Origin of the sequence: Georgenia deserti (assembly GCF_042680605.1) — a bacterium.
Classification (GTDB): domain Bacteria; phylum Actinomycetota; class Actinomycetes; order Actinomycetales; family Actinomycetaceae; genus Allobogoriella; species Allobogoriella deserti.
Genome location: NZ_JBHUEE010000009.1, coordinates 14,808 through 38,959 on the forward strand (window position 1 = coordinate 14,808; position 24,152 = coordinate 38,959).

At 72.2% G+C, this 24,152-nt stretch carries 27 protein-coding genes; 2 read left to right on the forward strand and 25 right to left on the reverse strand.

Annotated elements, in window-relative coordinates; translation table 11 throughout:
- Window positions 1-35: 35 nt before the first annotated feature.
- From thpR to ACFSE6_RS15650, 20 genes are all read right to left on the reverse strand, one after another.
- Entirely contained in the window at window positions 36-671 is a 636-nt protein-coding gene (thpR, locus tag ACFSE6_RS15555; RefSeq protein ID WP_388009192.1) for an RNA 2',3'-cyclic phosphodiesterase, read from the reverse strand.
- Window positions 672-739: 68 nt separating this feature from the next.
- The gene (locus ACFSE6_RS15560) at window positions 740-1,780 is read right to left on the reverse strand and encodes an iron-siderophore ABC transporter substrate-binding protein (protein WP_465254170.1); all 1,041 of its coding nucleotides are present in this window, start codon (window positions 1,778-1,780) and stop codon (window positions 740-742) included.
- Window positions 1,781-1,833: 53 nt separating this feature from the next.
- Window positions 1,834-2,712, reverse strand: coding sequence for an ABC transporter ATP-binding protein (locus ACFSE6_RS15565; RefSeq protein ID WP_388009198.1), 879 nt, complete (start codon window positions 2,710-2,712; stop codon window positions 1,834-1,836).
- Window positions 2,709-3,659, reverse strand: coding sequence for a FecCD family ABC transporter permease (locus ACFSE6_RS15570; protein ID WP_388009201.1), 951 nt, complete (start codon window positions 3,657-3,659; stop codon window positions 2,709-2,711). Before ACFSE6_RS15570 ends, ACFSE6_RS15565 begins: the two co-directional genes overlap by 4 nt.
- Window positions 3,660-3,745: 86 nt before the next feature.
- Complete coding sequence (locus ACFSE6_RS15575; protein ID WP_388009204.1) at window positions 3,746-4,795, reverse strand: FecCD family ABC transporter permease; 1,050 nt, start codon at window positions 4,793-4,795, stop codon at window positions 3,746-3,748.
- A gap of 9 nt (window positions 4,796-4,804) precedes the next feature.
- The gene (locus ACFSE6_RS15580; RefSeq protein WP_388009207.1) at window positions 4,805-5,812 is read right to left on the reverse strand and encodes a siderophore-interacting protein; all 1,008 of its coding nucleotides are present in this window, start codon (window positions 5,810-5,812) and stop codon (window positions 4,805-4,807) included.
- Window positions 5,813-5,928: 116 nt separating this feature from the next.
- A complete protein-coding gene (locus tag ACFSE6_RS15585; RefSeq protein ID WP_388009210.1) occupies window positions 5,929-6,339 on the reverse strand; it encodes a nitroreductase/quinone reductase family protein in 411 nt (136 codons plus the stop codon).
- A 57-nt stretch (window positions 6,340-6,396) separates the two neighbouring features.
- Window positions 6,397-7,083, reverse strand: coding sequence for a nucleoside/nucleotide kinase family protein (locus ACFSE6_RS15590; protein ID WP_388009213.1), 687 nt, complete (start codon window positions 7,081-7,083; stop codon window positions 6,397-6,399).
- A complete protein-coding gene (locus ACFSE6_RS15595) occupies window positions 7,080-7,967 on the reverse strand; it encodes a TrmH family RNA methyltransferase (RefSeq protein ID WP_388009216.1) in 888 nt (295 codons plus the stop codon). Before ACFSE6_RS15595 ends, ACFSE6_RS15590 begins: the two co-directional genes overlap by 4 nt.
- A gap of 34 nt (window positions 7,968-8,001) precedes the next feature.
- Window positions 8,002-8,382 (reverse strand): 50S ribosomal protein L20, encoded by a 381-nt coding sequence (gene rplT, locus ACFSE6_RS15600; RefSeq protein ID WP_388009219.1) that lies wholly within the window; start codon window positions 8,380-8,382, stop codon window positions 8,002-8,004.
- 28 nt (window positions 8,383-8,410) lie between these two features.
- Window positions 8,411-8,605: a 50S ribosomal protein L35 gene (rpmI, locus tag ACFSE6_RS15605; RefSeq protein ID WP_388009222.1), complete on the reverse strand. Its 195-nt coding sequence runs from the start codon at window positions 8,603-8,605 to the stop codon at window positions 8,411-8,413.
- A gap of 123 nt (window positions 8,606-8,728) precedes the next feature.
- Window positions 8,729-9,364 (reverse strand): translation initiation factor IF-3, encoded by a 636-nt coding sequence (infC, locus tag ACFSE6_RS15610; protein WP_388009225.1) that lies wholly within the window; start codon window positions 9,362-9,364, stop codon window positions 8,729-8,731.
- Between the two features lie 337 nt (window positions 9,365-9,701).
- Window positions 9,702-11,759 carry an NAD(+) synthase gene (locus ACFSE6_RS15615; protein ID WP_388009228.1) on the reverse strand — a complete coding sequence of 686 codons (2,058 nt, stop codon included), beginning with the start codon at window positions 11,757-11,759 and terminating at the stop codon, window positions 9,702-9,704.
- Window positions 11,760-11,771: 12 nt separating this feature from the next.
- The gene (locus ACFSE6_RS15620; protein WP_388009231.1) at window positions 11,772-12,578 is read right to left on the reverse strand and encodes an SseB family protein; all 807 of its coding nucleotides are present in this window, start codon (window positions 12,576-12,578) and stop codon (window positions 11,772-11,774) included.
- Window positions 12,575-13,306, reverse strand: coding sequence for a bifunctional 1-(5-phosphoribosyl)-5-((5-phosphoribosylamino)methylideneamino)imidazole-4-carboxamide isomerase/phosphoribosylanthranilate isomerase PriA (gene priA / locus ACFSE6_RS15625; protein WP_388009234.1), 732 nt, complete (start codon window positions 13,304-13,306; stop codon window positions 12,575-12,577). The genes ACFSE6_RS15620 and priA overlap by 4 nt, the downstream gene beginning before the upstream one ends.
- Window positions 13,307-13,338: 32 nt before the next feature.
- Window positions 13,339-13,977 carry an imidazole glycerol phosphate synthase subunit HisH gene (gene hisH / locus ACFSE6_RS15630; protein WP_388009237.1) on the reverse strand — a complete coding sequence of 213 codons (639 nt, stop codon included), beginning with the start codon at window positions 13,975-13,977 and terminating at the stop codon, window positions 13,339-13,341.
- Window positions 13,974-14,693 carry a hypothetical protein gene (locus ACFSE6_RS15635; protein WP_388009240.1) on the reverse strand — a complete coding sequence of 240 codons (720 nt, stop codon included), beginning with the start codon at window positions 14,691-14,693 and terminating at the stop codon, window positions 13,974-13,976. Before ACFSE6_RS15635 ends, hisH begins: the two co-directional genes overlap by 4 nt.
- The gene (gene hisB / locus ACFSE6_RS15640) at window positions 14,690-15,304 is read right to left on the reverse strand and encodes an imidazoleglycerol-phosphate dehydratase HisB (protein ID WP_388009243.1); all 615 of its coding nucleotides are present in this window, start codon (window positions 15,302-15,304) and stop codon (window positions 14,690-14,692) included. The genes ACFSE6_RS15635 and hisB overlap by 4 nt, the downstream gene beginning before the upstream one ends.
- Entirely contained in the window at window positions 15,301-16,464 is a 1,164-nt protein-coding gene (locus ACFSE6_RS15645; RefSeq protein ID WP_388009246.1) for a histidinol-phosphate transaminase, read from the reverse strand. The genes hisB and ACFSE6_RS15645 overlap by 4 nt, the downstream gene beginning before the upstream one ends.
- Window positions 16,465-16,521: 57 nt before the next feature.
- A complete protein-coding gene (locus ACFSE6_RS15650; protein ID WP_388009249.1) occupies window positions 16,522-17,325 on the reverse strand; it encodes a methyltransferase domain-containing protein in 804 nt (267 codons plus the stop codon).
- 75 nt (window positions 17,326-17,400) lie between these two features.
- Between ACFSE6_RS15650 and ACFSE6_RS15655 the strand changes: the two genes are divergently transcribed.
- Entirely contained in the window at window positions 17,401-17,820 is a 420-nt protein-coding gene (locus ACFSE6_RS15655) for a YccF domain-containing protein (protein ID WP_388009252.1), read from the forward strand.
- Window positions 17,821-17,966: 146 nt separating this feature from the next.
- On the forward strand, window positions 17,967-20,267 hold the full coding sequence (locus ACFSE6_RS15660) for a RecQ family ATP-dependent DNA helicase (RefSeq protein ID WP_388009255.1): 2,301 nt from the start codon (window positions 17,967-17,969) through the stop codon (window positions 20,265-20,267).
- A gap of 102 nt (window positions 20,268-20,369) precedes the next feature.
- On the opposite strand, the gene ACFSE6_RS15665 is transcribed toward ACFSE6_RS15660, so the two are convergent.
- The 5 genes from ACFSE6_RS15665 to hisD form a co-directional block, all read right to left on the reverse strand.
- Window positions 20,370-20,807: a GNAT family N-acetyltransferase gene (locus tag ACFSE6_RS15665; protein WP_388009258.1), complete on the reverse strand. Its 438-nt coding sequence runs from the start codon at window positions 20,805-20,807 to the stop codon at window positions 20,370-20,372.
- A gap of 112 nt (window positions 20,808-20,919) precedes the next feature.
- The gene (locus tag ACFSE6_RS15670) at window positions 20,920-21,606 is read right to left on the reverse strand and encodes a winged helix-turn-helix transcriptional regulator (protein ID WP_388009261.1); all 687 of its coding nucleotides are present in this window, start codon (window positions 21,604-21,606) and stop codon (window positions 20,920-20,922) included.
- A gap of 7 nt (window positions 21,607-21,613) precedes the next feature.
- Complete coding sequence (locus ACFSE6_RS15675) at window positions 21,614-22,060, reverse strand: VOC family protein (RefSeq protein WP_388009264.1); 447 nt, start codon at window positions 22,058-22,060, stop codon at window positions 21,614-21,616.
- A gap of 228 nt (window positions 22,061-22,288) precedes the next feature.
- Window positions 22,289-22,726, reverse strand: coding sequence for a nitroreductase family deazaflavin-dependent oxidoreductase (locus tag ACFSE6_RS15680; protein WP_388009267.1), 438 nt, complete (start codon window positions 22,724-22,726; stop codon window positions 22,289-22,291).
- Between the two features lie 8 nt (window positions 22,727-22,734).
- Entirely contained in the window at window positions 22,735-24,090 is a 1,356-nt protein-coding gene (gene hisD, locus ACFSE6_RS15685; RefSeq protein WP_388009270.1) for a histidinol dehydrogenase, read from the reverse strand.
- Window positions 24,091-24,152: the final 62 nt, after the last annotated feature.

Below are 24,152 nucleotides of genomic sequence, written 5' to 3' on the forward strand. Positions count from 1 at the left end.
ACCTCGCCGCTCTCAGCATTGACACGCCGTCGAGATCAGGAGGCGCCGCCCAGTGGCAGCCGCGCCACGGGCGTGTGCAACGCCGTCCCACCCCGGCCGGCACCGAGTTCGGAGCGGACCAAGGTCATCGCCTCGGCGGTCCATTCCGGCCCGGTGTAGACCGCCAGCGCCCGGGCCCGACGGCGCAGCTCCACCTCGCCGAGGCGTCGGTCCCGCGAGCGGGCCAGTGTCACGTGCGCGCGCCGGCGGTCACGCGAACGGACGGCGTCCGCCGCCGGCGGGGCGAGATGCCGCGCGCCGACCTCCTCGCACGCGGCCATGAGCCGCATGAGATCGCTACGTTCCTCGCTGTGCAACCGCGGCGAGGTCTCGTGCACGCCGGCCCAGAGCGTCTGCCCGGAGAAGACTCCGGCGCCCTGCAGCCGCAGTTCGACCGGGGCGAACTCCCGTGCCGTGGCGGCCAGGTCCTCGCGCAGGTCCCCGACGGCCCCGTCGGGGACCTCGCCGTAGAACGCCACTGTGAGGTGGCGCTGCTCCGCCGGTGTCCACCGCAGAGCCGGACGGCCACGGCCCGGAAGGGGCGCGGGGTCGAGCTCGGTGACCGACCGGACCGCGAGGTCGAGGTGTGCGCAGACCTCCGTCGGCAGGTCGAGCGAGACGAAGAGCCGCATCCGTCCAGAATGCGGGTCAGCCCCGGGGCCGTCCACACCGTCGGCGCGGCGCTGGCCCGCAACCCGCCTCACTCCGCTGCTGCGGCCGCCTCGGAGATCGCGTCGACGTACTCCTCGAGGCCCCAGGTGATGGACAGCGCCGTCGGAGGGGACATGGCCGCGACGAGGTCGTCACCGACGATGTGCGCGACGGCCCCGTCCTGGACGGCGGGAATCGCCTGCGCGTACGACTGGTCGAGGAAGGTCTCCACCTCCTCCTGGGTGGAGGCGTAGTTCACCACGATGTCGGACTCGAGCCGGCTGGTCTCCTCGTAGCTCAGCTCGTAGAGGAACGTGTTCGAGCCGGAGGCCAGCTCCTCGACGGCCGGCGCCGAGGTGAGTCCGAGGTCGAGGAGGAAGTCGACCCGGGAGTCCTGCGGCCGATAGACGTAGAACACCCCACCGACGTCCCAGATCGCGGCGACGGACTTGCCCTCCAGCTCGGGATGGTCGGCGACGGCCTGCTCGATCCGTCCGTCCAGGTCCTCGACGAGGCCGTCCGCCTCGTCGGCCAGCCCGAGCGCCTCACCGGTGAGGGTGATGACGTCGCGCCACGGGGTCGTCCACGGCGCCTCGGGGTAGGCGACGGTCGGGGCGATCTCGCTGAGCAGTTCGTACTGCTCCTCGTCGATCCCGGAATAGGGCGCGAGGATGAGGTCCGGCGACAGGCTGTCGATCTCCTCGTACGGTGGCTCCTCGACCGCAGGAGGGAGCATCGTCGGCTCCGCCCCCGCCTCCTGCAGTGCCTCGGCCACCCAGGGCAGCCGGCCCTGGCCGTCGGCGCCGTAGGTCTGTTGCTCGATGCCGACCGGTTCGACCCCGAGAGCAAGTGCCGCCTCGGTGCTGCCCCACCCGAGTGTCACGACGTCCTGGGGTTGCTCACTGATCTCGGTGGAGCCGAACGCGTGCTCGAGCGTGACGGGCTCGAAGTCCCCGGCCTCGCCGTCCTCGCCGGAGCCGCCGGAGGCGTCGGAGCCGTCGGTCTGGTCTCCGCCGGAGCAGGCGGCCAGCGCGAGCAGGCCGGCGGCGGAGGTGGCCGCGATGACACGTCGGATGGGGGTCACACGCATCTCCCGTCTGGATGGGTCGTTCCGGCCGAGCGGCCGGCACGTCGGTGGTCGGGTCAGGTGGCCTGCTGCACCGCGGCCCGAGCCGGACCGTCGGCGTCCCTGGGCGTGGGCTGCCGGGCCTGCGAGCGGCCGACCGGGATCACCATCGGCGAGCCGGTCACGGGATCCGGCACGATCCGTGCCGTGAGCCCGAACGCCTCGCGCACGAGGCCGGCGGTCAGGACGCGCTCCGGGGATCCGGTGGCGAGGACGTGGCCGGCGGCCATCACCACGAGGTGATCGGCGTACCGGGCGGCCATGTTGAGGTCGTGGAGCACCATCGCGACGGTGGTGTGCCGAGTCCGGTTCTGCTCGTGCAGCAGGTCGAGCACGTCGAGCTGGTGGGCCAGGTCGAGGAAGGTGGTGGGTTCGTCGAGCAGCAACACGTCCGGGTCCTGGGCGAGCGCCATGGCGATCCACACCCGCTGGCGCTGCCCGCCGGAGAGCTCCTCGACACGACGCTGGGCCAGGTCCGCGGTGGCGGTCGCCTCGAGCGCCTGCCGCACGACGTCGTCGTCGGTGGAGGTCCACCGCCGGAACCAGCCCTGGTGCGGGTAGCGGCCGCGGCCCACCAGGTCGGCCACGGTGATGCCCTCCGGCGCGGTCGCCTGCTGCGGGAGGATGCCGATCACCGTGGCCACCTCGCGGGCGGGACGTGAGTGGACGGCTGCCCCGTCCAGGAGGACGACGCCGGAACGCGGCTTGAGCAGGCGAGACAGTCCACGCAGCAGAGTCGACTTGCCGCACCCGTTGGCGCCGACGATCGCGGTGATGCGGCCGTCCGGGAGCTCGAGGTCGAGGCCGTCGATCACCGGCGCGCCGTCGTAGGCCAGACGGAGGGCCTCGGCACGCAGCTCGTGCGGGGTGGTGCGCCGTCGGAGCGGCTCGGTCATACGGTCCTCCCGGTGCGCTGGCCGCGCGCGAGCAGATACAGCAGGTACGGCGCCCCGACGAGACCGGTGACGATGCCGACCGGGACGCTCATGGGGAACAGGTGCTCGCCGACGAGCGCGGCGGCCAGCACCAACGCGGCGCCGACGAGCGCGCTGGGGACCAGAGCCAGTCCCCCGCCAGGTGCGAGGCGTCGGGCAACCGGGGCAGAGACGAAGGCGACGAAGGCGACCGGGCCGGCGAACGCCGTGCCGACGGCGGCGAGCGCCACGGCCAGGGCCAGCGCGCCGAGCCGCGTGGTCTCTGCGGGCACCCCCAGCCCGCCCGCGGTCTCGTCGCCGAGCTGCATGATGCGCACCCGCGGGGACACGGCGGCGACGGCCGGCAGCAGCACGGCGAGGGCGAGGACGAGCAGGCCGACCTCCGACCAGTCGGGCGTACCGAGACTGCCGACCATCCACACCAGAGCCTCGCGCACGTCGTTGACGTCGGCGCGGGAGACCAGGTACGCGAGGGCGGCCTGGACGGCGAAGGCGACGCCGACGCCGATGAGCACGAAGCGGTAGCCGCTGACACCGTCGCTCCAGGCGAGGACATAGATGGCGACCGCGGCGGCGAACGCCCCGACGAGAGCGGCGAGCGAGATCGCGGCACCGCCGAGGGAGAGCACCAAGATGCCCGTGGCCGCGGCCAGCGAGGCGCCACCGCTCACGCCGAGGATGTCCGGGCTGGCGAGCGGATTGCGCAGCACGGTCTGGAACAGGCCGCCGGCCACCCCGAACGCGGCACCCACCGCGGCGCCGAGCGCGGCGGCGGGCAACCGGAGCCGGAAGATGGTGAACTCTCCGTCGCCGCGGCCGGTCAACGTGGCGAGGATCTCGCCGGCGGACATGTCGTTGCCAACGGCCAGGTGCGCCCAGACCAGCGCGAGGACCGCGAGGCTGAGCACCGCCGTCAGGCGACGGGAACGCGGCGGCCGCCACCGCACCGGCGCGGCAGGTCTCGCAGGACTACGGGTGAGGGTCGGCGTCGTCATCACAGCCCCGACAACTTCACCCGGCGGACGATGGCGACCAGGACCGGGGCCCCGACGACGGCGACGAGGATCCCTGCCTCGAGCTCCCCGGGACGCACGACGAGTCGTCCGGCGACGTCCGCGGCGAGCAGCAGGATCGGCCCGATCAGCAGGGAGAACGGCAGGATGGCGCGGTAGTCCGGGCCCATGAGCGCGCGCGCCAGGTGCGGGACGACGAGTCCGACGAAGACGATCGGACCGGCGACCGCCGTCGCCGAACCGGCCAGCAGGACGACGGCCACCGCGGTGACGACACGCGCGAGCGCGAGATGCTGGCCCAGGCCCCGGGCGACGTCGTCGCCGAGGGCGAGCAGATTCAACGTGCGGCCGACGAGCAGCGCGAGGACCGCCCCGGCCAGCAGGAACGCGGCGAGGTCGGTGAGCGTCTCGGTACCACGCCCGGCGAGGGAGCCGACGGCCCAGCGCCGGTAGGCCTCGAGCGTGGTCCGATCGGTCAGCTGCATGAGGGTGATGAAGGAGGTGGCCCCGGCGGTGACGGCGGTGCCGGCCAGGGCGAGCTTGACCGGGGTCGCACCGTCGCGTCCCACCGCGCCGACGCCGTAGACGACGCCGGCGGCGACGGCGGCCCCACCGAGGGCGAACCAGATGTAGCCCAGCGGGCTCGTGATGCCGAGCACCGTGACGGCGAGGACGACGCCGACCGACCCGCCGGCGTTGACGCCGAGGAGTCCGGGGTCGGCGAGCGGGTTGCGCGTGATGCCCTGCATGACGGCACCGGCCAGGCCCAGCGCGGCGCCGGCGGCGAGCCCGACGACGGTCCGCGGGATCCGCTGGTCCCAGACGACCGCGTGGTCGGGGTTGCCGGGCACCCGGTCGGCCAGGGCGGTGAACACGTCGGCCGGTGCGATATCGCGGGTGCCAAGGGCCAGGGAGGCGGCGGTGACCGCGGCGAGCGCGAGGACGCTGCCGACAAGGGCGAGGCTCCGGCGGCGGGCGTGCGCGGCCGTGATCGGCGGCGCCGCCTCCGGCGTGGTGCGGACGGCGGTCATGTTCGGCGGTCAGGCCGACTCGGCGCGCCCGGCGCGCCAGTAACCCATGAACGCGACGCGGCGCCGGCAGACCCCGATCTCGGAGACGAGGAGGCGGCGCAGGGTCTTGATGGTGCCTGCCTCACCGGCGAACCAGGCGTAGAAGTCGCTCCCGCACCGCTCGCCGCCGCGGCTGCAGACGTCGTGCGGCAGGACCCGCACGACCGGCGAGTCCCAGAGGATCTCACTGTCCACGTCGACGTCCTCGAGGTCCTGCACGCCGATCCCGAGCGAGCGGCCAACGGTGGCCGAGTTCGCGTTGATCCACTCGCGCACCTCGGGAACCAGGGCCTCGCCATGCGGACGCGAACCGCGGGCGAGCCAGGTGATGGTGGCGTGGTCCGGCAGGTCGACGCCGAGGAAGTCGGCGGAGTCCGGAACCTCGACGAAGGCGCGGGCGCGACGGCCGGCGGGCAAGGTCTCGAGGATGGAGCAGATGGCCGGCACCGCCGTCTCGTCACCGGCGAGGAGGAGCTCGGTGGCCGTGCCGGGCGACCAGTCGATGCCGACCATGGCCTCGCGCGAGCGGGCGTCCGGACCGACGAGGATCAGTTCGTCGCCCGCACGGGCGCGACCGGCCCACCGGGAGGCCGGGCCGACTTCACCGTGGCGGACCATGTCGATGTCGACCTCGGCGCGCTCCGGGCGGACGTCACGGACCGTGTAGGTCCGGATCGGGGACCGTTCGGACTCAGGCAGATCCCGGTAACGGTGGTACCACGTGCCGTCCAGGATGGTGGCCTCGTCGTCGACGCCGACGTCGCAGAGATGGCCATCGCTCTCCCGGGGCAGGACGAGCTTGACCCGCTGGTCGAGGCGATGGGTGCCGAACCACCGCAGGTCGGGACCGGTGAGCGTCACCCGGACGAAGCTCCGGCTCAGCGGCTCGACCCGGGAGACGGCGACCGCGTACGGGCGGTAGGCGGGCCGGTCATCCTGAACGACCGCCGCAGCTGCGCGCGCCTCAGAGGTAAGCATTGCCTCACCATATAACGTGACGAGGCCATGCCGTAAATAGCTGACCGCGAACTGCTCGCCAGATGGGACGCTGCCCCCGGTCGCGAGGCCGCTCGGACGGTGAGGACGTCAGGCTGTCAGGCTGCCAGGCGGAAGATCGGGATGATCCGACCCTGGGCCTTCTCCTCGTACTCGGCGAACCCGCTCGAGAACTGCTTGAAGCGCTCCCACATCGCGTCACGTTCGGGCCCTGTCACCTCGGTGACCGAGACGGGCACCGTCTCGACGGGGTCACCCGGGACCTCGATGGTGAGCCGGTCCGCACGCCGCAGGGCGAAGACCCAGGCCGGGTGCCGCGGCGAGCCGCCGGCCGAGCCTGCGACGTGCCACGCGCCGTCCTGCTGCACCGCGGCGAGCGGCGTGACTCGTTCGGTGCCGTCCTTCTTGGGGACGTGGACGAGGACGAGGTTCGTGCCGAACCGCATGGGCTCGTTGACCTCGCCGCCGTTGGCGCGGAAGGTGTCGACGATCTGCTGGTTGAAGTCCATGCCGGTGCAAGGATCGGCCGCCCCGGGACATTCCCGTGCCGGCGACCGGTGCGGTCCTCAGCCCTCTCGCCAGGAGACCACGACGTCGGCACGGTGCCGGGAGGCGGCGACCACCTCGGCGTTGGCCTGGTCGGATCGGTCCTCCCACTCGGCGGCCGCCTCGGGGCTGCGCCCGTGGGCGATGTGCCGGGCCACCAGACGGCGGCGCCGGGCGGTCTCGTCCACCTCGAGGTACCACGTCTCGTCGAGCAGGTCGCCGAGGCGGCGCCACGGCTCACGATCCAGCAGCAGGTAGTTACCCTCGGTCAGGACGACCGGGACATCGGCCGCGACCGCCACGGCGCCCGCGACCGGCTCTTCCAGGTGACGATCGAACGCGGGCGCGTACACCACCGGTGAGTCCGGCCGTTGGACGCGGATACGCCGGATGAGCGCGACGTACCCGTCGGCGTCGAAGGTGTCCGGGGCGCCCTTGCGATCGGCCCGGCCCAGCCGCTCGAGCTCTGCCTGCGCCAGGTGGTACCCGTCCATCCCGACGACGACACTGGCCAGACCCGCGCGGGCAAGCGCGGCGGTGAGCGCACCGGTGACGGTGGACTTTCCCGCTCCGGGCGGGCCTGCCAGCCCGATGATGAGACGCCCAATCGCGCCGGGGACCGTGCCGGCGGCGCGGGCACGGTGGTCGCAGATACGGGCGACGAGGGCCTCGACGTCGTCGGGACCGGCGCTGAGGTGGTCGGTCATCGTTGGCTCCGTGCGGAGGCGTAGAGGAAGACGGTTGCAGCCGTGGCGAGGTTGAGCGACTCGGCCCGACCGTGGATGGGGACCCGGACCGCCGCGTCGCACCGCGCCCGGTCGGCCTCGCTGAGCCCGCGCGCCTCGTGACCGAAGACCCACGCGGTCGGCGCACCGAGGTCGGGGGCGACGAGCGCCGTGGCGGCCAGGTTGCCCGGAGCGCCGGCGAGATCGGCGGGTAGCCCGGCGAGCGCGGCTCGATCGAGGAGATCGTCGAGGTCCCACTCCCCTGCGCCGTCGGCGGCGAGCACGGTCAGGCCGGCGCGGCGCAGCACCGCGACCGTCTCGGCGAGGTCGGTGCCGGTGACGACCGGCAGGTGGAAGAGCGAGCCGGCGCTGGCCCGGACCACCTTGGGATTGGTGAGCTCGACGCTGCCGAGGCACAGGACGACGGCGTCGGCACCGGCCGCGTCGGCGGCTCGGATGACCGTCCCGGCGTTGCCCGGATCTGTGACCTCGGCCAGGACGGCGACCAGGCGCGCTCGCCCGCCGTCGTCGGACGGTTCGGTGAGGGAGGCCAGGGTGGGCGGCGCCGTCGGCATGTCCATCACGGCGAGGACCCCCTGGGCGTCGGCGCTCATGGCACGCAGCACGTCCTCGCTCGCCTCGTGCAGGTACACGCCGGCCTCGCGGGCCGCGGTGGCGATGTCGTCGTGCCGTGCGGCGGCGCCCGGCGTGAGGTAGACGTCTCGGACCTGCCCGGCGGCGCACCGCACCGCCTCGCGCACCGCCTGCGGGCCCTCGGCGAGGTACTGCCGGTGCTTCTCACGCGCCGAACGCCCGGACAACCGTGCGATGCGACGGACCCGCTCGGCGCGGGGGTTGGTCAGCATCCAGCGGTGTCCGGGCGTTCGGGCGCCGGCCGGCTCAGGCCGCGGGGGCGTTGACGTCCGCCGGGAGCGCCTTCTTGGCGGTCTCGACCAGACTGTTGAAGGCGGCGGTGTCGTTCACCGCGAGCTCGGCGAGCATGCGACGGTCAACCTCGACACCGGCGGCCTTGAGGCCCTGGATGAAGCGGTTGTAGGTCAGGCCCTCCGCGCGGACCGCGGCGTTGATGCGCTGGATCCACAGCTTGCGGAAGTCACCCTTGCGGGCGCGCCGGTCCCGGTAGGAGTAGGTGAACGAGTGGGTCACCTGCTCCTTGGCCTTGCGGTACAGCCGCGAACGCTGGCCCCGGTAGCCGGAGGCGCGGTCCAGGGTGGTGCGGCGCTTCTTCTGGGCGTTGACCGCCCGCTTGACGCGTGCCACGTCTTCTCTCCTTCAGTCGGGGGCGGCGTTACTTGCCGAGCAGCTTCTTGATCTTCTTGACGTCGGCGGGGGCGACGTCCTGGTCCTGGGCCAGGCGGCGGGTGCGGCGGCTCGGCTTGTGCTCGAGGTAGTGGCGCGCGTTGGTCTGCTGGCGCCGCAACTTGCCGCTCCCGGTGGTCTTGAAGCGCTTCTTCGCACCGGAGTGCGTCTTGTTCTTCGGCATGTTCGTCCCTCGTCGTGGTGCGCCCGCGGCGCACCGGTGTACTACCCGGGTGGTCCTCCCCGGGACGTCTTGCTGCCGGCCGCGCGGTGCGCGGCCCTTCCCGCTTGTCTCAGGAGACGGGCGTCAGGCCTTCGCCTCGTCCCGCTCGGCCTTCTCGGCGCGCCGGGCCGCGCGCTCCTCGTCGCGGCGCTTGCGCTGCTCGTTCTTGGCCTCCGCCTTCTTCCGGTGGGGACCAATGACCATGGTCATGTTGCGTCCGTCCTGGCGGGGCGCCGACTCGACGGAGCCGAGCTCCGAGACGTCCTCCGCGAGACGCTGCAGCAGCCGCATGCCCATCTCAGGGCGGGACTGCTCGCGGCCGCGGAACATGATCATGACCTTGACCTTGTCGCCGCCCTTGAGGAAGCGCTCGACGTGACCCTTCTTGGTCTCGTAGTCGTGCGCATCGATCTTCAGGCGGAAACGGATCTCCTTGAGCACCGTGTTCGCCTGGTTGCGCCGGGCGTCACGGGCCTTCATCGCGGACTCGTACTTGTACTTGCCGTAGTCCATGAGGCGGGCCACCGGCGGGCGCGCGTTCGGCGCCACCTCGACCAGGTCGAGGTCGGCGTCCTGCGCCACGCGCAGGGCGTCCTCGACCCGGACCACGCCGACCTGCTCACCGTCCGGCCCGACCAGCCGGACCTCCGGCACGCGGATCCGCTCGTTGATGCGGGGTTCGCTGATGCTGTGCTCCTTCTGCGTCGTCGTCTCGGCCACCGCGTCAGACGAAGAAGGCCTCCGTCGTGCGGTCGCACGCGGAGGCCTCGAAGGTCTGCGACGGGGGTGGCGTGGTGCCACCAACCGTCACGGCGAGGGCGAGCCCTCGCCTGACCTGTACCCGGCCTCTTCCCGCGGGGCGGTCGAGACCTAGGTGGGAGAATCTCCGCTTGCGTACCAGGGCGCGAGACCCTGGCCGGTCGATCCACCAGGCTAGCACGCGCGGGCTGTTCCGTCTCCGGCGCGGCCCCGTGGTCCGGGCCACAACCCCGTGTCCGGATCGCCCGCCACGAACTCATCGGTGGATCACCGAGGTCAACGTCCGGCAGCCCGGTCGCTATTCCTCCGGCAGCGCGCGTTCGAGCTCGAGGAGCCATGCCCGTGCGTTGCCGTCCGAGGGTGCGCGCCACTCCCCTCGTGGCGAGAGCGCGCCACCGGCCATGACCTTGGGTCCGTTCGGGATGGCCGAGCGCTTGAACTGGCTGAAGCCGAAGAAGCGCTCGAGGAAGACGTGCATCCAGCGGCGGATCTCCGTCAGGTCGTACCCGTAGCGACCCTCGTCGGGGAAGCCCGGTGGCCACGTCCCGGCCTCCGGATCTCGCCAGGCGTGATGGGCGAGGAAGGCGATCTTGCTCGGGCGGAAGCCGTGCCGCAGCACGTAGAAGAGGGTGAAGTCGTGCAGCGAATAGGGGCCGATCGTCTGTTCGGTGTCCTGGACCTCCTCGTCCTCCCCCGCCGGAACGAGCTCAGGGGTGATGCGGGTGTCGAGCACCGACTGCAGGACCTCGGCCGCCCGTTGCTCGACCTCGCCGGAGGAGATCACCCAGCGGATGAGGTGCTGGATGAGGGTCTTGGGCACGCCGACGTTGACGGCGTAGTGCGACATCTGGTCGCCGACGCCGTAGGTGCACCAGCCCAGCGCCATCTCGGACAGGTCGCCCGTTCCGACGACGATGCCGCCGCGGTCGTTCGCGAGCCGGAAGAGGTAGTCGGTGCGCAGTCCGGCCTGCACGTTCTCGAAGGTCACGTCGTAGACGGGCTCGCCGCCGGCGAAGGGGTGGCCGATGCGCTCGAGCATCTCGCGCGCGGCGGGGCGGATGTCGATCTCCTCGAACGTGATGCCGAGCGCCTCGGCGAGGGCGTGGGCGTTGGCTCGGGTGTGCTCGGAGGTGGCGAAGCCGGGCAGGGTGAAGCCCAGGATGTCACTGCGTGGCCGGCCCAGCCGGTCCATCGCGCGGGCCGCGACCAGCAGGGCGTGGGTGGAGTCGATGCCACCGCTGACACCGATGACCAACGTCGGGGACCCGATCGAGGTCATCCGCCGGGTGAGCGCACTGACCTGGATGTTGAAGGCCTCATAGCAGTCCTGGGCGAGCCGGTCGGCGTCGTCCGGGACGAACGGGAACCGGTCGACGACCCGCCGCAGCCCGATGTCGGTGCGCGGCGGGTCGAGGCGGAACCCGACCGTGCGGAAGGCCGCGGTCCGGTCCTGGTGTGTGCGACGGTTGTCGTCGAACGTGCCCATCCGCAGCCGCTCCTGGCGCAACAGGTCGACGTCGACGTCAGCCACCGAACGGCGCGGACCGTCGGGGAAGCGCTCGGTCTCGGCGAGCAGCACGCCGTTCTCGTAGATCATCGTCTGCCCGTCCCAGGACAGGTCGTTGCTCGATTCCCCGGTGCCCGCCGCGGCGTAGAGGTAGGCGGCCAGGCACCGGGAGGAGGCGGACCGGCACAGCAGGTGCCGGTCGTCGGCGCGCCCGATGGTGATCGGGCTGCCCGAGATGTTGGCCAGCACGGTGGCGCCGGCCAGCGCCGCCTCGGCGCTGGGTGGGACGGGCACCCACATGTCCTCGCAGATCTCGACGTGCAGCACCAGCCCGGGCACGTCGGCGGCGTCGAAGAGCAGATCCGGGCCGAACGGGACGGTCCGGCCGGCGAGCGTGACGGTCTGACCGCGCTGGTCGTCGCCCGCCGCGAAGTGCCGGCGCTCGTAGAACTCGCGGTAGGTCGGCAGCAGCGACTTGGGAGCCACACCGAGGATCTCACCGCGGTGGATGACGACGGCGGTGTTGTAGATCCGGTTACGGTGCCGCAGCGGAGCGCCGACGACGAGGACGGGGCGCAGGTCGGCCGACGCGCGGGCGATCGTCTCCACCGCGGCCTCGACGCCGTCCAGGACGGGATCCTGCAGGAGCAGGTCGTCGATGGCGTAGCCGGACAGGCACAGCTCGGGGAAGACGGCCACGGCGACGGCGTCGTCGTGGCAGGCGCGAGCCTCGGCGAGCACGGCCTCGGCGTTGGTGGCCGGGTCCGCGATCGCGACGGGAACGGTGCATGCCGCGACGCGGGCGAAGCCGTGGTCGTACGCGGCCAGGAAAGTCTCACCCGAGCTCATGGCGGCAGTCTCTCAGCTCTCCTCGGCCTCGACAGCCTGCGGTGCGAGCTCGAGCGAGTCCACCCGTTCACGGAAGGTGGGTTCCTCGGACAGCGCCTGGGACGCCCGCCCGAGTGCGTCGCGCAGCGCCTGGGCGTCAAGGCCGGGACGGACCGCGAGCCGCACCCGCAGCTCCGCCTTGCCACCGCGTTCCAGCCGCACGCCGACCAGCTCGGTGATCCCGCGCAGTGCCGACACCGCGATCCCGGGCAGGTCCGGGTCGGCCCAGGAGGGGGTCCACTCCTCGCCCCGCCCCAACGCCCAGACGGCGGGCCGCGGAATGAGCACGGTGGGCTCGTTGCCCGGATCGAGGACGAGGAGGGAGTCGGCGTCCTGGACGGCGGACAGTGCGGCGCGGGTGGCCTCGACGGGAACCGGGCGGGCGGTCGCGTCCCACGCGGCGAGGGTCCGGACACTGGAGAAGGCGGGGATCGCGGCCCTCCCGTCCGGTGTGCGCACGGACACCAGTGCGGCCGACGCCATCGCGTCACCGGTGCGATCACCCGAGCGGAACCGGGACACGGCGTGAGCGGCCACCGATCCGTCGTCCGCCTGACCCGGGTGCTCGTGGGCGACCACTGGCACCATGACCCGTGCTTGCCGTAGCGCCTCGACGACGGCGACGAGGCGGTCCGGTTCCGCCGTCGCCAGGGCGGCGGCGAGGGCAGGCTGGACCGATCCGTCGTCGCCGGCGAACGGGTTGGGCGTCAGTTCGCGGCCCGCCCACGGCCGGCCGGCGGAGTCGGTGGCGTTGGCGGGATCGCGTCCTGGGTCGGTCACGGGCGGCCGGCCACCTCGAGCGCTTCGGCGAGTGTGAACGCGCCGGTGTAGAGCGCCTTGCCGATGATGGCGCCCTCGACGCCGACCGAGGTGAGCTCGCGCAACGTCTCGACGTCGCCGAGGTTGGCCACCCCACCCGAGGCGACCACCGGGGCGTCGGTGCGCTCGCACACCTGACGCAGCAGGTCGACGTTGGGGCCGCGGAGGGTCCCGTCCTTGGTGACGTCGGTGACGACGTAGCGGGCGCAGCCGGCCGTCTCGAGCCGGTCCAGCACCTCCCAGAGATCGCCGCCCTCACGCGTCCAGCCACGGGCGGCCAGGGTGGTGCCGCGCACGTCCAGGCCGACGGCGACCCGGTCGCCGTGGCGGGCGATGGCACGAGCGGTCCAGTCCGGGTGCTCCAACGCCGCGGTGCCGAGGTTGACACGGGCGGCGCCGGAGTCCAGGGCCCGCTCGAGCGAGGCGTCGTCGCGGATGCCGCCGGAGAGCTCGACGTCCACGTTCAGTTCGCGCACGATCCGGGCGAGCTGCTCGTGGTTCGACCCCCGGCCGAAGGCGGCGTCGAGATCGACGAGGTGGATCCACTCCGCCCCCTGCTCCACCCAGGCCGCGGCCGCCTCCGCCGGGTCGCCGTACGCGGTCTCGGAACCGGCCTCACCCTGGAAGAGCCGGACGGCCTGGCCGTCGACGACGTCGACGGCGGGAAGGAGCTGCAAAGGGGGATTCATCGTTGCTTTCGTCTCGTGGTCTCTCGAGGTGGTCAGCCGAGGGAGGCGACCCAGTTGCGCAGCAATTGGGCACCGGCGTCGCCCGACTTCTCCGGGTGGAACTGGGTGGCCGAGAGGGCTCCGTTCTCGACGGCCGCGACGAACGGTGACCCGTGATCGGCCCAGGTGACCAGGGGTGGGGTGAGCGGGTTGTCGCCGGCGAGTGCGGCGCCCGGGTCGGTGAGCACGGCATAGGAGTGGACGAAGTAGAACCGCTCATCCCCCACCCCCTCGAACAGCACGGAGCCGGCCGGGGCACGCACCGGTGACCATCCCATGTGCGGCACGACGGGCGCGTCGAGCCGTTCCACGCGACCGGGCCACTGCCCCAGGCCCTCGGCCGTGCGTCCGTTCTCCTCACCGGAGGTGAACATCACCTGCAGGCCGACGCAGATCCCGAGGACCGGCCGGCCGCCGGCGAGGCGCCGTTCGACGAGCATGTCCCCGCGTACCGAGCGCAGCCCGTCCATGACGGCGGAGAACGCCCCCACCCCGGGCACGACGAGACCGTCCGCGGCGAGCACGGCGTCCGGGTCGGCCGTAAGCTCGACCTCGGCACCGACGCGCTCGAGGGCCCGGACGGCGCTGCGCACGTTGCCGGAGCCGTAGTCGAGGACGACGACGCGTGTCATGACTTCCTCCTCCGCAACCCGCGCCCGAACAGCCGCGCCGCCTTCCACCGCGGCAACGTGCCGGAGCGTTGGTGGCCCTTGACCTGCGCCGGACGGGTACGGCCGAGGATGAGGTCCTCCACCACCTGATCGGCGCCGGCGAGGACCAGGCCGGCGGGGACGTCCTCCTCCGCCTCGCCACCGGTGTACCGGCGCGCGCTGAGCTGGCCGGACAGGCCCGTCTCGATGCCGACGTCGTTCGCGAGGTCACCGACCACGAGGACGACGCCGGCGCGGGTCAGCCGGGAGAGGTTCTTCGCCAGATCCTCCGCCGCGGGCGGGAAGCCCCCGTCCTCGCCGCCGACGAGCTCGGAAATATCCCAGTCGTCCGACTCGGGCTTCTTCTCGGCGGTGAGCTCCAGGGCGGCGATCGCGCCCGACGAGGACGGAACGACGTCGACATCGAGGCCGGCGATCGCGCACAGGCCGGCCAGCGCCGGGCCGGAGGCGACCGGGGTGAGGACCAGGGCTACCCGACCCGGCTGCGGGCCTGCCGCGTCGTCGGCGGCACGCCCCCTGGCCCCCGGGGACTCCGGCACCTCCTCGGCACCGGGCACCTCGGGGGCCTCGTCCAGGGCGCGGAGCATCCGCTCGACGTCCTCCTCGCTCAGCGGGTCGTCAGGCTCCGGACGCTCGCTCTCCTCCGGGCGCCCGCTCTCCGGTGGCGTACCGGTCACGACAGCGCCCCCTTCGTGGACGGCACGCCCGTGACCCGCGAATCGGGTTGAACGGCCGCGCGCAGGGCCCGCGCGAGCGCCTTGAACTGGGCCTCGACGATGTGGTGCGGATCGCGGCCGGCCAGCACGCGCACGTGCAGGCAGATGCCGGCGTGGTGGGCGACGGACTCGAGCACGTGCCGGGTCAGGGAGCCGGTGAAGTGGCCACCGATGAGGTGGTACTCCTGCCCGGCCGGCTCGCCGCTGTGCACCAGGTAGGGGCGTCCGGAGACGTCGACCACGGCCTGGGCGAGGGCCTCGTCCAGCGGGACGAGTGCATCGCCGAACCGGGAGATGCCCTGCTTGTCCCCGAGTGCGTCGCGCAAGGCGCGCCCGAGGCAGATCGCGACGTCCTCGACCGTGTGGTGCACGTCGATGTCGGTGTCACCCGTCGCGCGCACGGTCAGGTCGATGAGGCCGTGCTTGCCGAGCGCGGTGAGCATGTGGTCGTAGAACGGCACCGTCGTGGAGATCTCAGTGCGACCGGTCCCGTCCAGGTCGAGCTCGACCAGGACGTCGGACTCCGACGTCGTCCTGGCCACGCGTGCGGTCCTGCCCTTGCCAGTGCTCACTGCTCGAGCACCTCCTCCAGTGCCGTGGTGAATGCCGCGGTCTCCTCCGGTGTTCCGACCGAGACGCGCAACCAACCGTCGGGACCGACCTCACGGATGAGGATGCCCCGGTCCAGGAGACCTTTCCACACCCGGTGCCGGTCCGGCAGCACCCCGAAGAGCACGAAGTTGGCGTCCGAGTCCGCCACCTGCAGGCCCCGCCCGCGCAACCAGGTCACGAGCCGGTCCCGCTCCGAGCGGAGCGAGGCGATCTGAGCCATCAGCTCCTCGCGGTGACGCAGCGCCGCCAGCGCGGCCGCCTGGGTGAGCGCCGAGAGGTGGTACGGCAGACGCACCACGCGGAGATGGTCGATCAGTGCCGTGTCGGCCGCCAGGTAGCCGAGTCGGAGGCCGGCCATGCCGAATGCCTTCGACATGGTGCGGGCGACGGCGAGGTGCGGGTTGTCCGCGAGCAGGGTCAGCGCGCTGCGGGTGCCCGCACGGCGGAACTCCCCGTAGGCCTCGTCGACCACGACGACGGCGGAGGTGGGCTCGCCGTCCGCCCCGGTGGGCCCCGAGGTTCGGGCGGCGTCGAGAATCGCCTCGACGGTCTCCAGCGGCAAGGCCGTGCCGGTGGGGTTGTTCGGGCTGGCGAGCAGGATCACCGCCGGGCGGTGCTGCGCGATCATGTCGACGGCGTGGCCGGCGTCGAGGCCGAAGTCCTCCTCGCGGCGTCCGGTGACCCAGTCGGTGATCGTGTCCCGGGCGTACTCCGGGTACATCGAGTACGTGGGCGCGAAGGACAGCACCGCCCGGCCCGGGCCGCCGTAGGCCTGCAGGAGGTGCAGCATGACCTCGTTCGACCCGTTGGCGGCCCAGATCTGTTCCGCGGCCAGGGTGATGCCCGACTCCACGCGCAGGTACTCGGCGAGCTCGGCCCGCAACTCACCGAAGTCGCGGTCCGGGTAACGGTTGAGGCTGCGGGCCGCCTTCGCCACCGCGTCGGCCACGTCGGCGGCGACGGCGTCCGAGGGCGGGTACGGGTTCTCGTTGACGTTGAGCAGCACCGGCACGTCGAGCTGGGGCGCACCGTAGGGGTGTAATCCCTCGAGTCCGGCGCGCAGGGGCAGGCGCGCGGTGGGAACGTCGGCGGACGAGCCGGTCGGCGCAGCAGGGGTCACCTGGGAAATTCTAGGCGTCGTGGTTCCATCGCCTCGCGCCGTCTCATGAGGCACGCCTCACCGTCTCCGGCCGACGGCGAAGATCCGCCGGAACGGCATGAGCACCCCCATCGCGGTGCGGGGATGGGCCGCGGCGACCCCGGCGGCGTACTGCTCGAGGAACGCCTCCTCCCGCTCCGCCGGCAGCCGGCCGAGCAGCGGCCGCAACCCCGTGCCCCGCATCCACTCCAGGACCGGGTTCTCGAGCCGCCCGTCGGGATCGAGGATGTGCAGGTAGGTCGTCTCCCACGCGTCGACGTCGACGCAGCCTGCCGCATGAAGTGCGGCGGCGTAGTCCTCCGGTTCGCCCACGCCCGTCTTGTCCAGCAGCTGCGGGAGGAGCTCCTCGGCCTCGGGCATCCCGGCGACGAGTTCGCGCATGAGGGTATGGCTGGTGGTGTGGGCGTTGCCCGGCACCTGAAGGGCGAACCAGCCGCCGGGCGCGAGCCGGCCGGCCCAGTCGCGGACGAGGTCGAGGTGACCCGGGATCCACTGCAGCACGGCGTTGGTGAGCACGACGTCGGGCGGGGTGGGCGGGTCCCACGTGATGAGGTCGGCCTGGATCCAGTCGATGCGCTGATCCGTGGCCCGGGCCTTCTCCAACATCTCCGGTGAGGCGTCGACGCCGACGACGCGGGCGTGCGGCCAACGGTCGGCGAGCGGGCGGGTCGAGGCCCCGGTCCCGCAGCCGAGATCCACGACGAGGCGGGGGGAGGTGGCGCCGACGCGGGCGAGGAGGTCGGCGACCGGCCGGGCTCGATGGGCGCCGAACCGGTCGTAGGCCGTCGCGTCCCACGTGGTCCTCGGTGCGGACTCGCTCACGCCCGGCCCCTGCGTTCCCCGTCGCACGCATGCCGGCGGCCGCCCTCTCGAGCCCGGATGTGCCAGGCTGACCGGGTGCGCATCTTGCTGAACCTCATCTGGTTGGTCTTCGGCGGACTGTGGCTCGCCCTCGGGTACCTCGTCTTCGGCATCCTCGCCTGCGTCCTGATCATCACCATCCCCTTCGGCGTGGCGTCGTTCCGGATGGCAAGTTACGCGCTGTGGCCGTTCGGCCGGACCGTGGTCCGCAAGCCGGGCGCTGGCGCCGGATCCGCGCTCACGAACGTGGTGTGGTTCCTCATCGCCGGCCTGTGGCTGGCGATCGGGCACGTCGGCACCGCCCTCGCCCAGGCGATCACGATCATCGGCATCCCGCTCGCGATCGCGAACCTCAAGATGATTCCGGTGACGGTGGTCCCGTTCGGCAAGGACATCGTCGACGCCGACGCCGTCCCGTCGGGCGCCGTCGTCGCCCACCAGGGTCCCCGCCTCTGACACCGGGACACCAGCCGGCCGCTCTCGCCGCGGGCAGTCCACAACGCCGAGCCGCGGCCCGTCTCTGCACAGCCGGTCCACCCCATGTCATCGACCTACGACAGACTGGCACCTGGACACCCGGACCCGGCACGAAGCGAGGCGTCGTGACCACGACCGAGACGACCGCGAGCCTGCGCGACCGGGCTGAGGAGGCACTGCGCGCTCTCGTGGGCCGCGACGACGCAGTCCTGCGCGAGGACCAGTGGCGCGCCATCGAGGCACTGGTCGCTGGACATCGGCGCGCGCTCGTCGTGGAGCGAACCGGGTGGGGCAAGTCCGCCGTCTACTTCGTGGCGACGGCGTTGTTGCGCGGCGGTGCCACCGGGGCCGCACCCTCCGGACCGACGGTGATCGTCAGCCCGCTGCTGGCGCTGATGCGCGACCAGATCGCTGCGGCAGCCCGTGCGGGAATCCGTGCCGTCACGATCAACTCCGCAAACGTCGGTGAGTGGGACGACGTCCACACGGCAATCCGCGCCGGTGAGGTGGACGTGCTGCTGTGCTCGCCCGAGCGGCTGAACAATCCCGCGTTCCGCGACGAGGTGCTGCCCAGCCTCGCCGCGGGCGCGGGCCTGGTGGTGATCGACGAGGCGCACTGCATCTCCGACTGGGGACACGACTTCCGGCCCGATTATCGGCGTATCCGAACCCTCCTGGCCGACCTGCCCGAGGGCATCCCCGTACTCGCCACGACAGCGACCGCCAACTCGCGGGTCAGTGGCGACGTGGCCGAGCAGCTCGGCGTGCGGCGCGATGAACGGGCCGCGGCGCGCGATGGCGTGCTCGTGCTGCGCGGCTCACTGGATCGGCCGTCGTTGCACCTGGCGGTCGTGACCCTGCCGAACCAGGCGGCTCGAGTCGCCTGGCTCGGACAGCAGCTACCGCGATGGGAGGGGTCCGGAGTCGTCTACGCCCTGACAGTCGCCGCTGCCGAGACGGTTGCGGCGCAACTGCGTGAGGCCGGGCACGACGTCCGCGCCTACACGGGCCAGACCGATCCGACCGAGCGTGAACACCTGGAGAACGAGCTCAAGGAGAACCGACTCAAGGCCTTGGTGGCGACCTCCGCGCTCGGGATGGGGTTCGACAAGCCCGATCTGGCGTTCGTGGTGCATCTCGGCGCGCCGGCGTCCCCCATCGCCTACTACCAGCAGGTCGGCCGCGCGGGACGTGGGGTGGACCGCGCCGACGTCGTGCTGCTGCCGGGGCCGGAGGACGAGGACATCTGGGCGTACTTCGGCTCGCTGTCCTTCCCGTCCGAACCCGCCGTGCGCGAGACCCTGGCGGCGTTGGAGACGGGCGGCACGATGTCGACGGCGAAGCTCGAGACACAGGTGGACCTGCGGCGGAACCGGCTCGAGACCATGCTCAAGGTGCTCGACGTCGACGGCGCCGTCCGCCGGGTCCGGGGTGGCTGGGAGGCGACGGGGCAGCCGTGGACCTACAATCGCGAGCGCTACGAGCGGGTGGCACAGGCGCGGATCGTGGAGCAGCGGGCGATGCTCACCTACGTCGATCTGCCCGCCGACGGCTGCCGAATGGCGTATCTGCGCAGCCAGCTCGACGATCCCGAACTCACTCAGGGGTGGCGCTGCGGTCGGTGCGACCTCTGCGGTGGTACCGAGTTGGAGACCGCGGTGGACGAGGCCGCGGTGAGCCAGGTGCGCGCCGCGCTGGACCGCCCCGGTATCGAGGTCACGCCGCGCCGGCAGTGGCCCACAGGGCTGGACGCCGTGGGTATCGACCTCAAGGGAAAGATCCCTGAGGACGAGCGGCCGGAGCCGGGTCGCGGCGTGGCGCGCCTGGACGGCTTGGGCTGGTCGGTGCCACTACGCGAGATGCTCGAGCCGCGTCGCACCGCCGGCAGCGACGACGTGGGGCACAGCACCGACGAGCCGGCCACGGACGACGCCGGCACCGGCGACGCACGCGAGGCGCACGGCGGGCAGGACGGATTGCTCCCGGCGGCGCTGCGGCGACCGGTCCAGCAGGTCCTGCACGAGTGGAGGGACGAGCTGCGTCGCGGAGACGGCACTCGCGGAGGTGTCGACGGCGTCGTTGTGGTGGACTCGGCGACCAGGCCCCGCCTGCTGGAGCACCTGGCGCGCGGTGTCGCGCACATCGTGGAGGCACCCGTCGTCGGCTCGGTGATCGCCACGACCGGCGACGACGGCCTGCCGATCCCGCCGGGCCGGCACGACGTGAACTCGGCGCAGCGCCTGGCCGGCGTCCACCGTCGACTCCGTCTGGAGTTCTCGGATGCGGCGTTGAGCGGCCTGCCGGGACGGACCGTTGTGCTGGTCGACGACGTCACCGACTCCGGATGGACGCTGGCCGTCGCCGCCCGTCTGCTCCGGCAGGCCGGCGCGGCAGCCGTGTACCCGTTCGTTCTCGCCCAGCGGTGAGCGAGCCGGACGGGCGTCCGCGACGACCAACGAGACGGTGACGGCCCCGCGCCACCAGGGCGCCGACCGCTCGGGTCACAACTCCTTGCGCCGCCCGGTCGGTCACAGCTCCTTGGCGAAATGGTGGGACGAGATGCGCATGCGTTCGCGGAGGTAGAAGCGGTGCGCGCCGTGGCGCTGCACGCCCGAGTCGAGCTCGAGGGCTGAGCATCCGGCTGCCCGGGCACGGTGTTCGAGCTCGTGCAGCAGGACAGCTCCGACGCCGGCCGAACGGCGTTCGCGTGCCGTGACGAGGTCGTCGACGTAGAGCTTGCGGATCACGCTGGTGGTCGCCATGAACCGCCAGCCGGCCACACCCAGGCACGTCTCGCCGTCGAACGCCGCCAGGAACCGCAGTCCCTGCGGGCCACCTTCACGCATCACCGTCTCGAGGAGCGCCTCCGTGAGGTGTGGCCTGAGTTCCTGGAGGACGGGCAGCGCAAGAGCCCACCGCGGGTCACCATGGTCCAGATCGACGAGATCGACGAGTTCGCGTGTCATGGCCCCGATTGTCCGTTACGCGACCCGATGTGGTCCGCCGCCGGCCGATCCGGATCCGGTCCGTCAGCCGGGGGCGAGCCAGGGCCCGTTACCCGGCGGCGAGCCAGGCGTGCTACCCGGCGGCGGCGAGCGGAGGCCCCGGATCTGCGTCGATGTGGAACGTCGCCATGAATCGGTCGAGTAGGCCTGGATCGCCGTCGAGGACCCCGACGAGGCCCTGAGCCCGCGCCGACTCGGCGGTCACGTCACCCGCGATGAGGTGGCGAATCCCCGGCCCCGCCGAGAGCACCAGGTCCGCCGCCGACTCGGCCACCCCTGGGCGCAGCCGCAGTGTGCCGCCCGCGACGGTCGCCGTCAGGACGATGTCGCCGATTCGGAGCTCGTAGACCGTGTCCGGCAGCTCAGCGGCACTGTCGGCCTCGAACGCGGTGCGCAGCGCCATGGTCATCGAGTCCTCGGTGACGACGTCGTCCTCGCCCGGCTCGCCCATGGCGCGAAAACCCCAGCGGCCCAGCGCGAGCACGACGTCCTCGAGCCCCTGCCCGAACTCGGTGAGTTCGTAGATGATGCCTGCCCGGGCAGTGGGCAGCGGCGCCCGGCGGATCACGCCCGCAGCCTGGAGCTCCTTGAGCCGGGCGGCGAGGATGTTCGTCGGGATCCTCGCCAGCCCCCGCTTGAGGTCGGAGTACCGCCGCGGTCCCACGAGCAGGTCGCGAACGATGAGCAGGGCCCACCGTTCGCCGACGAGTTCGAGGGCCGTGCCGACGCCGCAGTACTGGCCGTAATGTCGCCCTGCCATGCTGCGCCTAGGAGGCGGCCCCCTCCTGCTGAGCCATGTACGCCTCCGGGCCCTGCTCGGCGGCCACCGGATCCATGTAGACGGCGCTGAACTTGTTGCCGTCCGGGTCCTCGAAGTCGCGGCCGTACATGAAGCCGTAGTCCTGCGCCGGACGTGGTTCGCTGCCGCCGGCCGCGATCGCCTTCTCCACCAGAGCATCCACGGCCTCGCGGCTATCACGGCTCAGTGCGGTCTCGACCTGCAGGGTCGCCGACGGGTCGGCGATGGGCTTGGAGGTGAAGGTCGCGAAGTACTCGCGGGTGAGGATCATCAGGAAGATGTTCTCGTCGATGACGACGCAGGCGGCGTTCTCGTCAGTGAAGTTCGGGTTGATCTCCCAACCCAGCCCCTCGTAGAAGCGCTTGGCGCGGTCCAGGTCGGTGACCGGCAGGTTGACGAAGATGTTCGTGGCCATCGTTGACTCCCTCGTGTCGTGTGGCCCCGGCCTTGGGGCTCGACGCCATACTTGCGATTCACAAGCGCACTTGTCAATAGCAAGTGCACGGCAGGTGTGGAATCTGGCCAGGCCGGCGCAACCCAGGGGACCGACCCAAGGCAGGCAGACCCAAGCCCGGCCGACCCAAGCCCGGCCGACCGAAGCCACGGCCGACCGAAGCCACGGCCCGGCCCCGTCCGGGCCGGCTCAGGTCCGGACCCGCACCAGGGGGATCCGGTCACCGATGTCGTGCGGAACCGGGCCCCGTGCGAACAGGTCCTCGATCCCGAGTGTCCGGGCGAGCGCGCGCGCACGGAGTGGATGCTCACACCGGTAGTCCTCGAAGATCTGTCGGACCTCCGACTGGCCCAGGCGCTGCGCGTACGCCGGCGCGGGGCGGCGGGCGCCGCGCCACAACCAGACACGCGGCTCCGCCATGACGTTGCGGAACCACTGGGACGATCGGCCGTAACCAGAAGGAACCACGACGGCGTCCGGCTCCGCGCGGACGACTTCGAGCACGACGTAACGCGCCAGGCCGGAGCGGCGACCACGGTGCTGGAGCATCACCACGGCGCCGCCGAAGATCCAGCCGAACCCGGCCCGGAACACCGCGATGGGCGCCCGGGCCAACCGTCGTGGCATCCGGCGCGTCATGTGAATCGCGCGCGAACAGCGTCGCCGTGGGCCGGGAGATCCTCCGAGTCCGCGAGTGCGGCCAATGGGTCGGCCAGCTGCTTGAGCGCGGCCTCGCCGTACTCGATCACCTGCACGCTGCGGATGTAGGCGGTGACGTTGAGGCCGCTGGCGAATCGCGCCGTACCTCCGGTGGGCAGCACGTGGTTCGAGCCGGCGAGGTAGTCGCCGAGCGGCACGGGCGAGTAGGGGCCAAGGAAAATCGCACCGGCGTTGCGGATGCGCTCGGCGACGGCGGCCGCGTCGGTGGTCTGCACCTCGAGGTGCTCGGCCCCGTACGCGTTGGCGACCGCGACACCGTGGTCGAGGTCGTCGACGATGAGGGTGCCCGACTGCGGTCCACTCAATGCGGTCGAGATCCGATCGTGGTGACGGCTGGTCGGCACACGGCGAGCGATCTCCGCGTCGACGGCGTCGGCGAGGCAGGTCGAGGCGGTGATGAGCACCGATGCGGCGGCCGGATCGTGTTCCGCCTGTGAGATGAGGTCGACCGCGACGTGCACCGGGTCGGCGGTCTCGTCCGCCAGGACGGCGATCTCGGTGGTACCGGCCTCGGCGTCGATCCCGACCCGGCCCATCACGGCGCGCTTGGCCGCGGCCACATAGACGTTTCCCGGACCGGTGACGACGTCGACCGGATCGCACAGTGTGTCGCCGGTCCTACCGGCGGCAGCCAGGTCAGCCCGGTCCGTGTCGTCCGCGGCGGCGGCGCCGTAGGCGAACATGCCGACAGCCTGGGCGCCACCGACCGCATAGACCTCCTCCACGCCAAGGAGCGCGCAGGCGGCGAGGATGACGGGATGGGGTAACCCGGCGTTGGCGGCCTGCGGCGGCGTGGCGATCGCAAGCTCCTCGACGCCGGCCACCTGGGCGGCGACGGCGTTCATGACCACGCTCGACGGGTAGGCGGCAAGCCCCCCGGGGGCATAGAGCCCGACGCGACGAACCGGTACCCAGCGCTGCCGGATCACCCCGCCCGGCACGATCTCCGTGCTCACCTCGCGGGGCAGCTGCGCGGCGTGCCCCGCGCGCAGATGGGTGATGGCGGCTTCCAGCGCCTCGCGCACATCCGGATCGAGCTGATCGAGCGCCTCTCCCAGCGCGGCGGCGGGAACTCGGATGTGCTCCGGCCGGACCCCGTCGAAGCGCTCGGCCAGGTCCCGTAGTGCAGCGGCGCCCCGCTCACGCACGTCCGCAAGCACCGGACGAATGCGGTCGAGCGCACCCTCCACGTCGAGCTCGGCTCGCGGCAGGACGTCGGCCAGTTCGGCAGCGGACAGCGCCCGGCCTCGCAGATCGGTGCGCGTGAGCATGCGTCCCAGTTTAGGCCCGCGCGCTCACCGCTCCGCCCAGGCCAGGGGTGACCGATCCGTGC

Coding starts and splice junctions, on each gene's coding strand:
- ACFSE6_RS15575 (WP_388009204.1), bottom strand. CDS start 4,795: ATGACCGCCGTCCGCACCACGCCGGAGGCGGCGCCGCCGATCACGGCC.
- ACFSE6_RS15680 (WP_388009267.1), bottom strand. CDS start 22,726: ATGCCACGACGGTTGGCCCGGGCGCCCATCGCGGTGTTCCGGGCCGGG.
- ACFSE6_RS15590 (WP_388009213.1), bottom strand. CDS start 7,083: ATGACCGACCACCTCAGCGCCGGTCCCGACGACGTCGAGGCCCTCGTC.
- ACFSE6_RS15670 (WP_388009261.1), bottom strand. CDS start 21,606: ATGGCAGGGCGACATTACGGCCAGTACTGCGGCGTCGGCACGGCCCTC.
- ACFSE6_RS15580 (WP_388009207.1), bottom strand. CDS start 5,812: ATGCTTACCTCTGAGGCGCGCGCAGCTGCGGCGGTCGTTCAGGATGAC.
- hisH (WP_388009237.1), bottom strand. CDS start 13,977: ATGACACGCGTCGTCGTCCTCGACTACGGCTCCGGCAACGTGCGCAGC.
- thpR (WP_388009192.1), bottom strand. CDS start 671: ATGCGGCTCTTCGTCTCGCTCGACCTGCCGACGGAGGTCTGCGCACAC.
- ACFSE6_RS15595 (WP_388009216.1), bottom strand. CDS start 7,967: ATGCTGACCAACCCCCGCGCCGAGCGGGTCCGTCGCATCGCACGGTTG.
- ACFSE6_RS15615 (WP_388009228.1), bottom strand. CDS start 11,759: ATGAGCTCGGGTGAGACTTTCCTGGCCGCGTACGACCACGGCTTCGCC.
- ACFSE6_RS15665 (WP_388009258.1), bottom strand. CDS start 20,807: ATGACACGCGAACTCGTCGATCTCGTCGATCTGGACCATGGTGACCCG.
- ACFSE6_RS15565 (WP_388009198.1), bottom strand. CDS start 2,712: ATGACCGAGCCGCTCCGACGGCGCACCACCCCGCACGAGCTGCGTGCC.
- hisD (WP_388009270.1), bottom strand. CDS start 24,090: ATGCTCACGCGCACCGATCTGCGAGGCCGGGCGCTGTCCGCTGCCGAA.
- rpmI (WP_388009222.1), bottom strand. CDS start 8,605: ATGCCGAAGAACAAGACGCACTCCGGTGCGAAGAAGCGCTTCAAGACC.
- priA (WP_388009234.1), bottom strand. CDS start 13,306: ATGAATCCCCCTTTGCAGCTCCTTCCCGCCGTCGACGTCGTCGACGGC.
- ACFSE6_RS15585 (WP_388009210.1), bottom strand. CDS start 6,339: ATGGACTTCAACCAGCAGATCGTCGACACCTTCCGCGCCAACGGCGGC.
- ACFSE6_RS15560 (WP_465254170.1), bottom strand. CDS start 1,780: ATGCGTGTGACCCCCATCCGACGTGTCATCGCGGCCACCTCCGCCGCC.
- ACFSE6_RS15675 (WP_388009264.1), bottom strand. CDS start 22,060: ATGGCCACGAACATCTTCGTCAACCTGCCGGTCACCGACCTGGACCGC.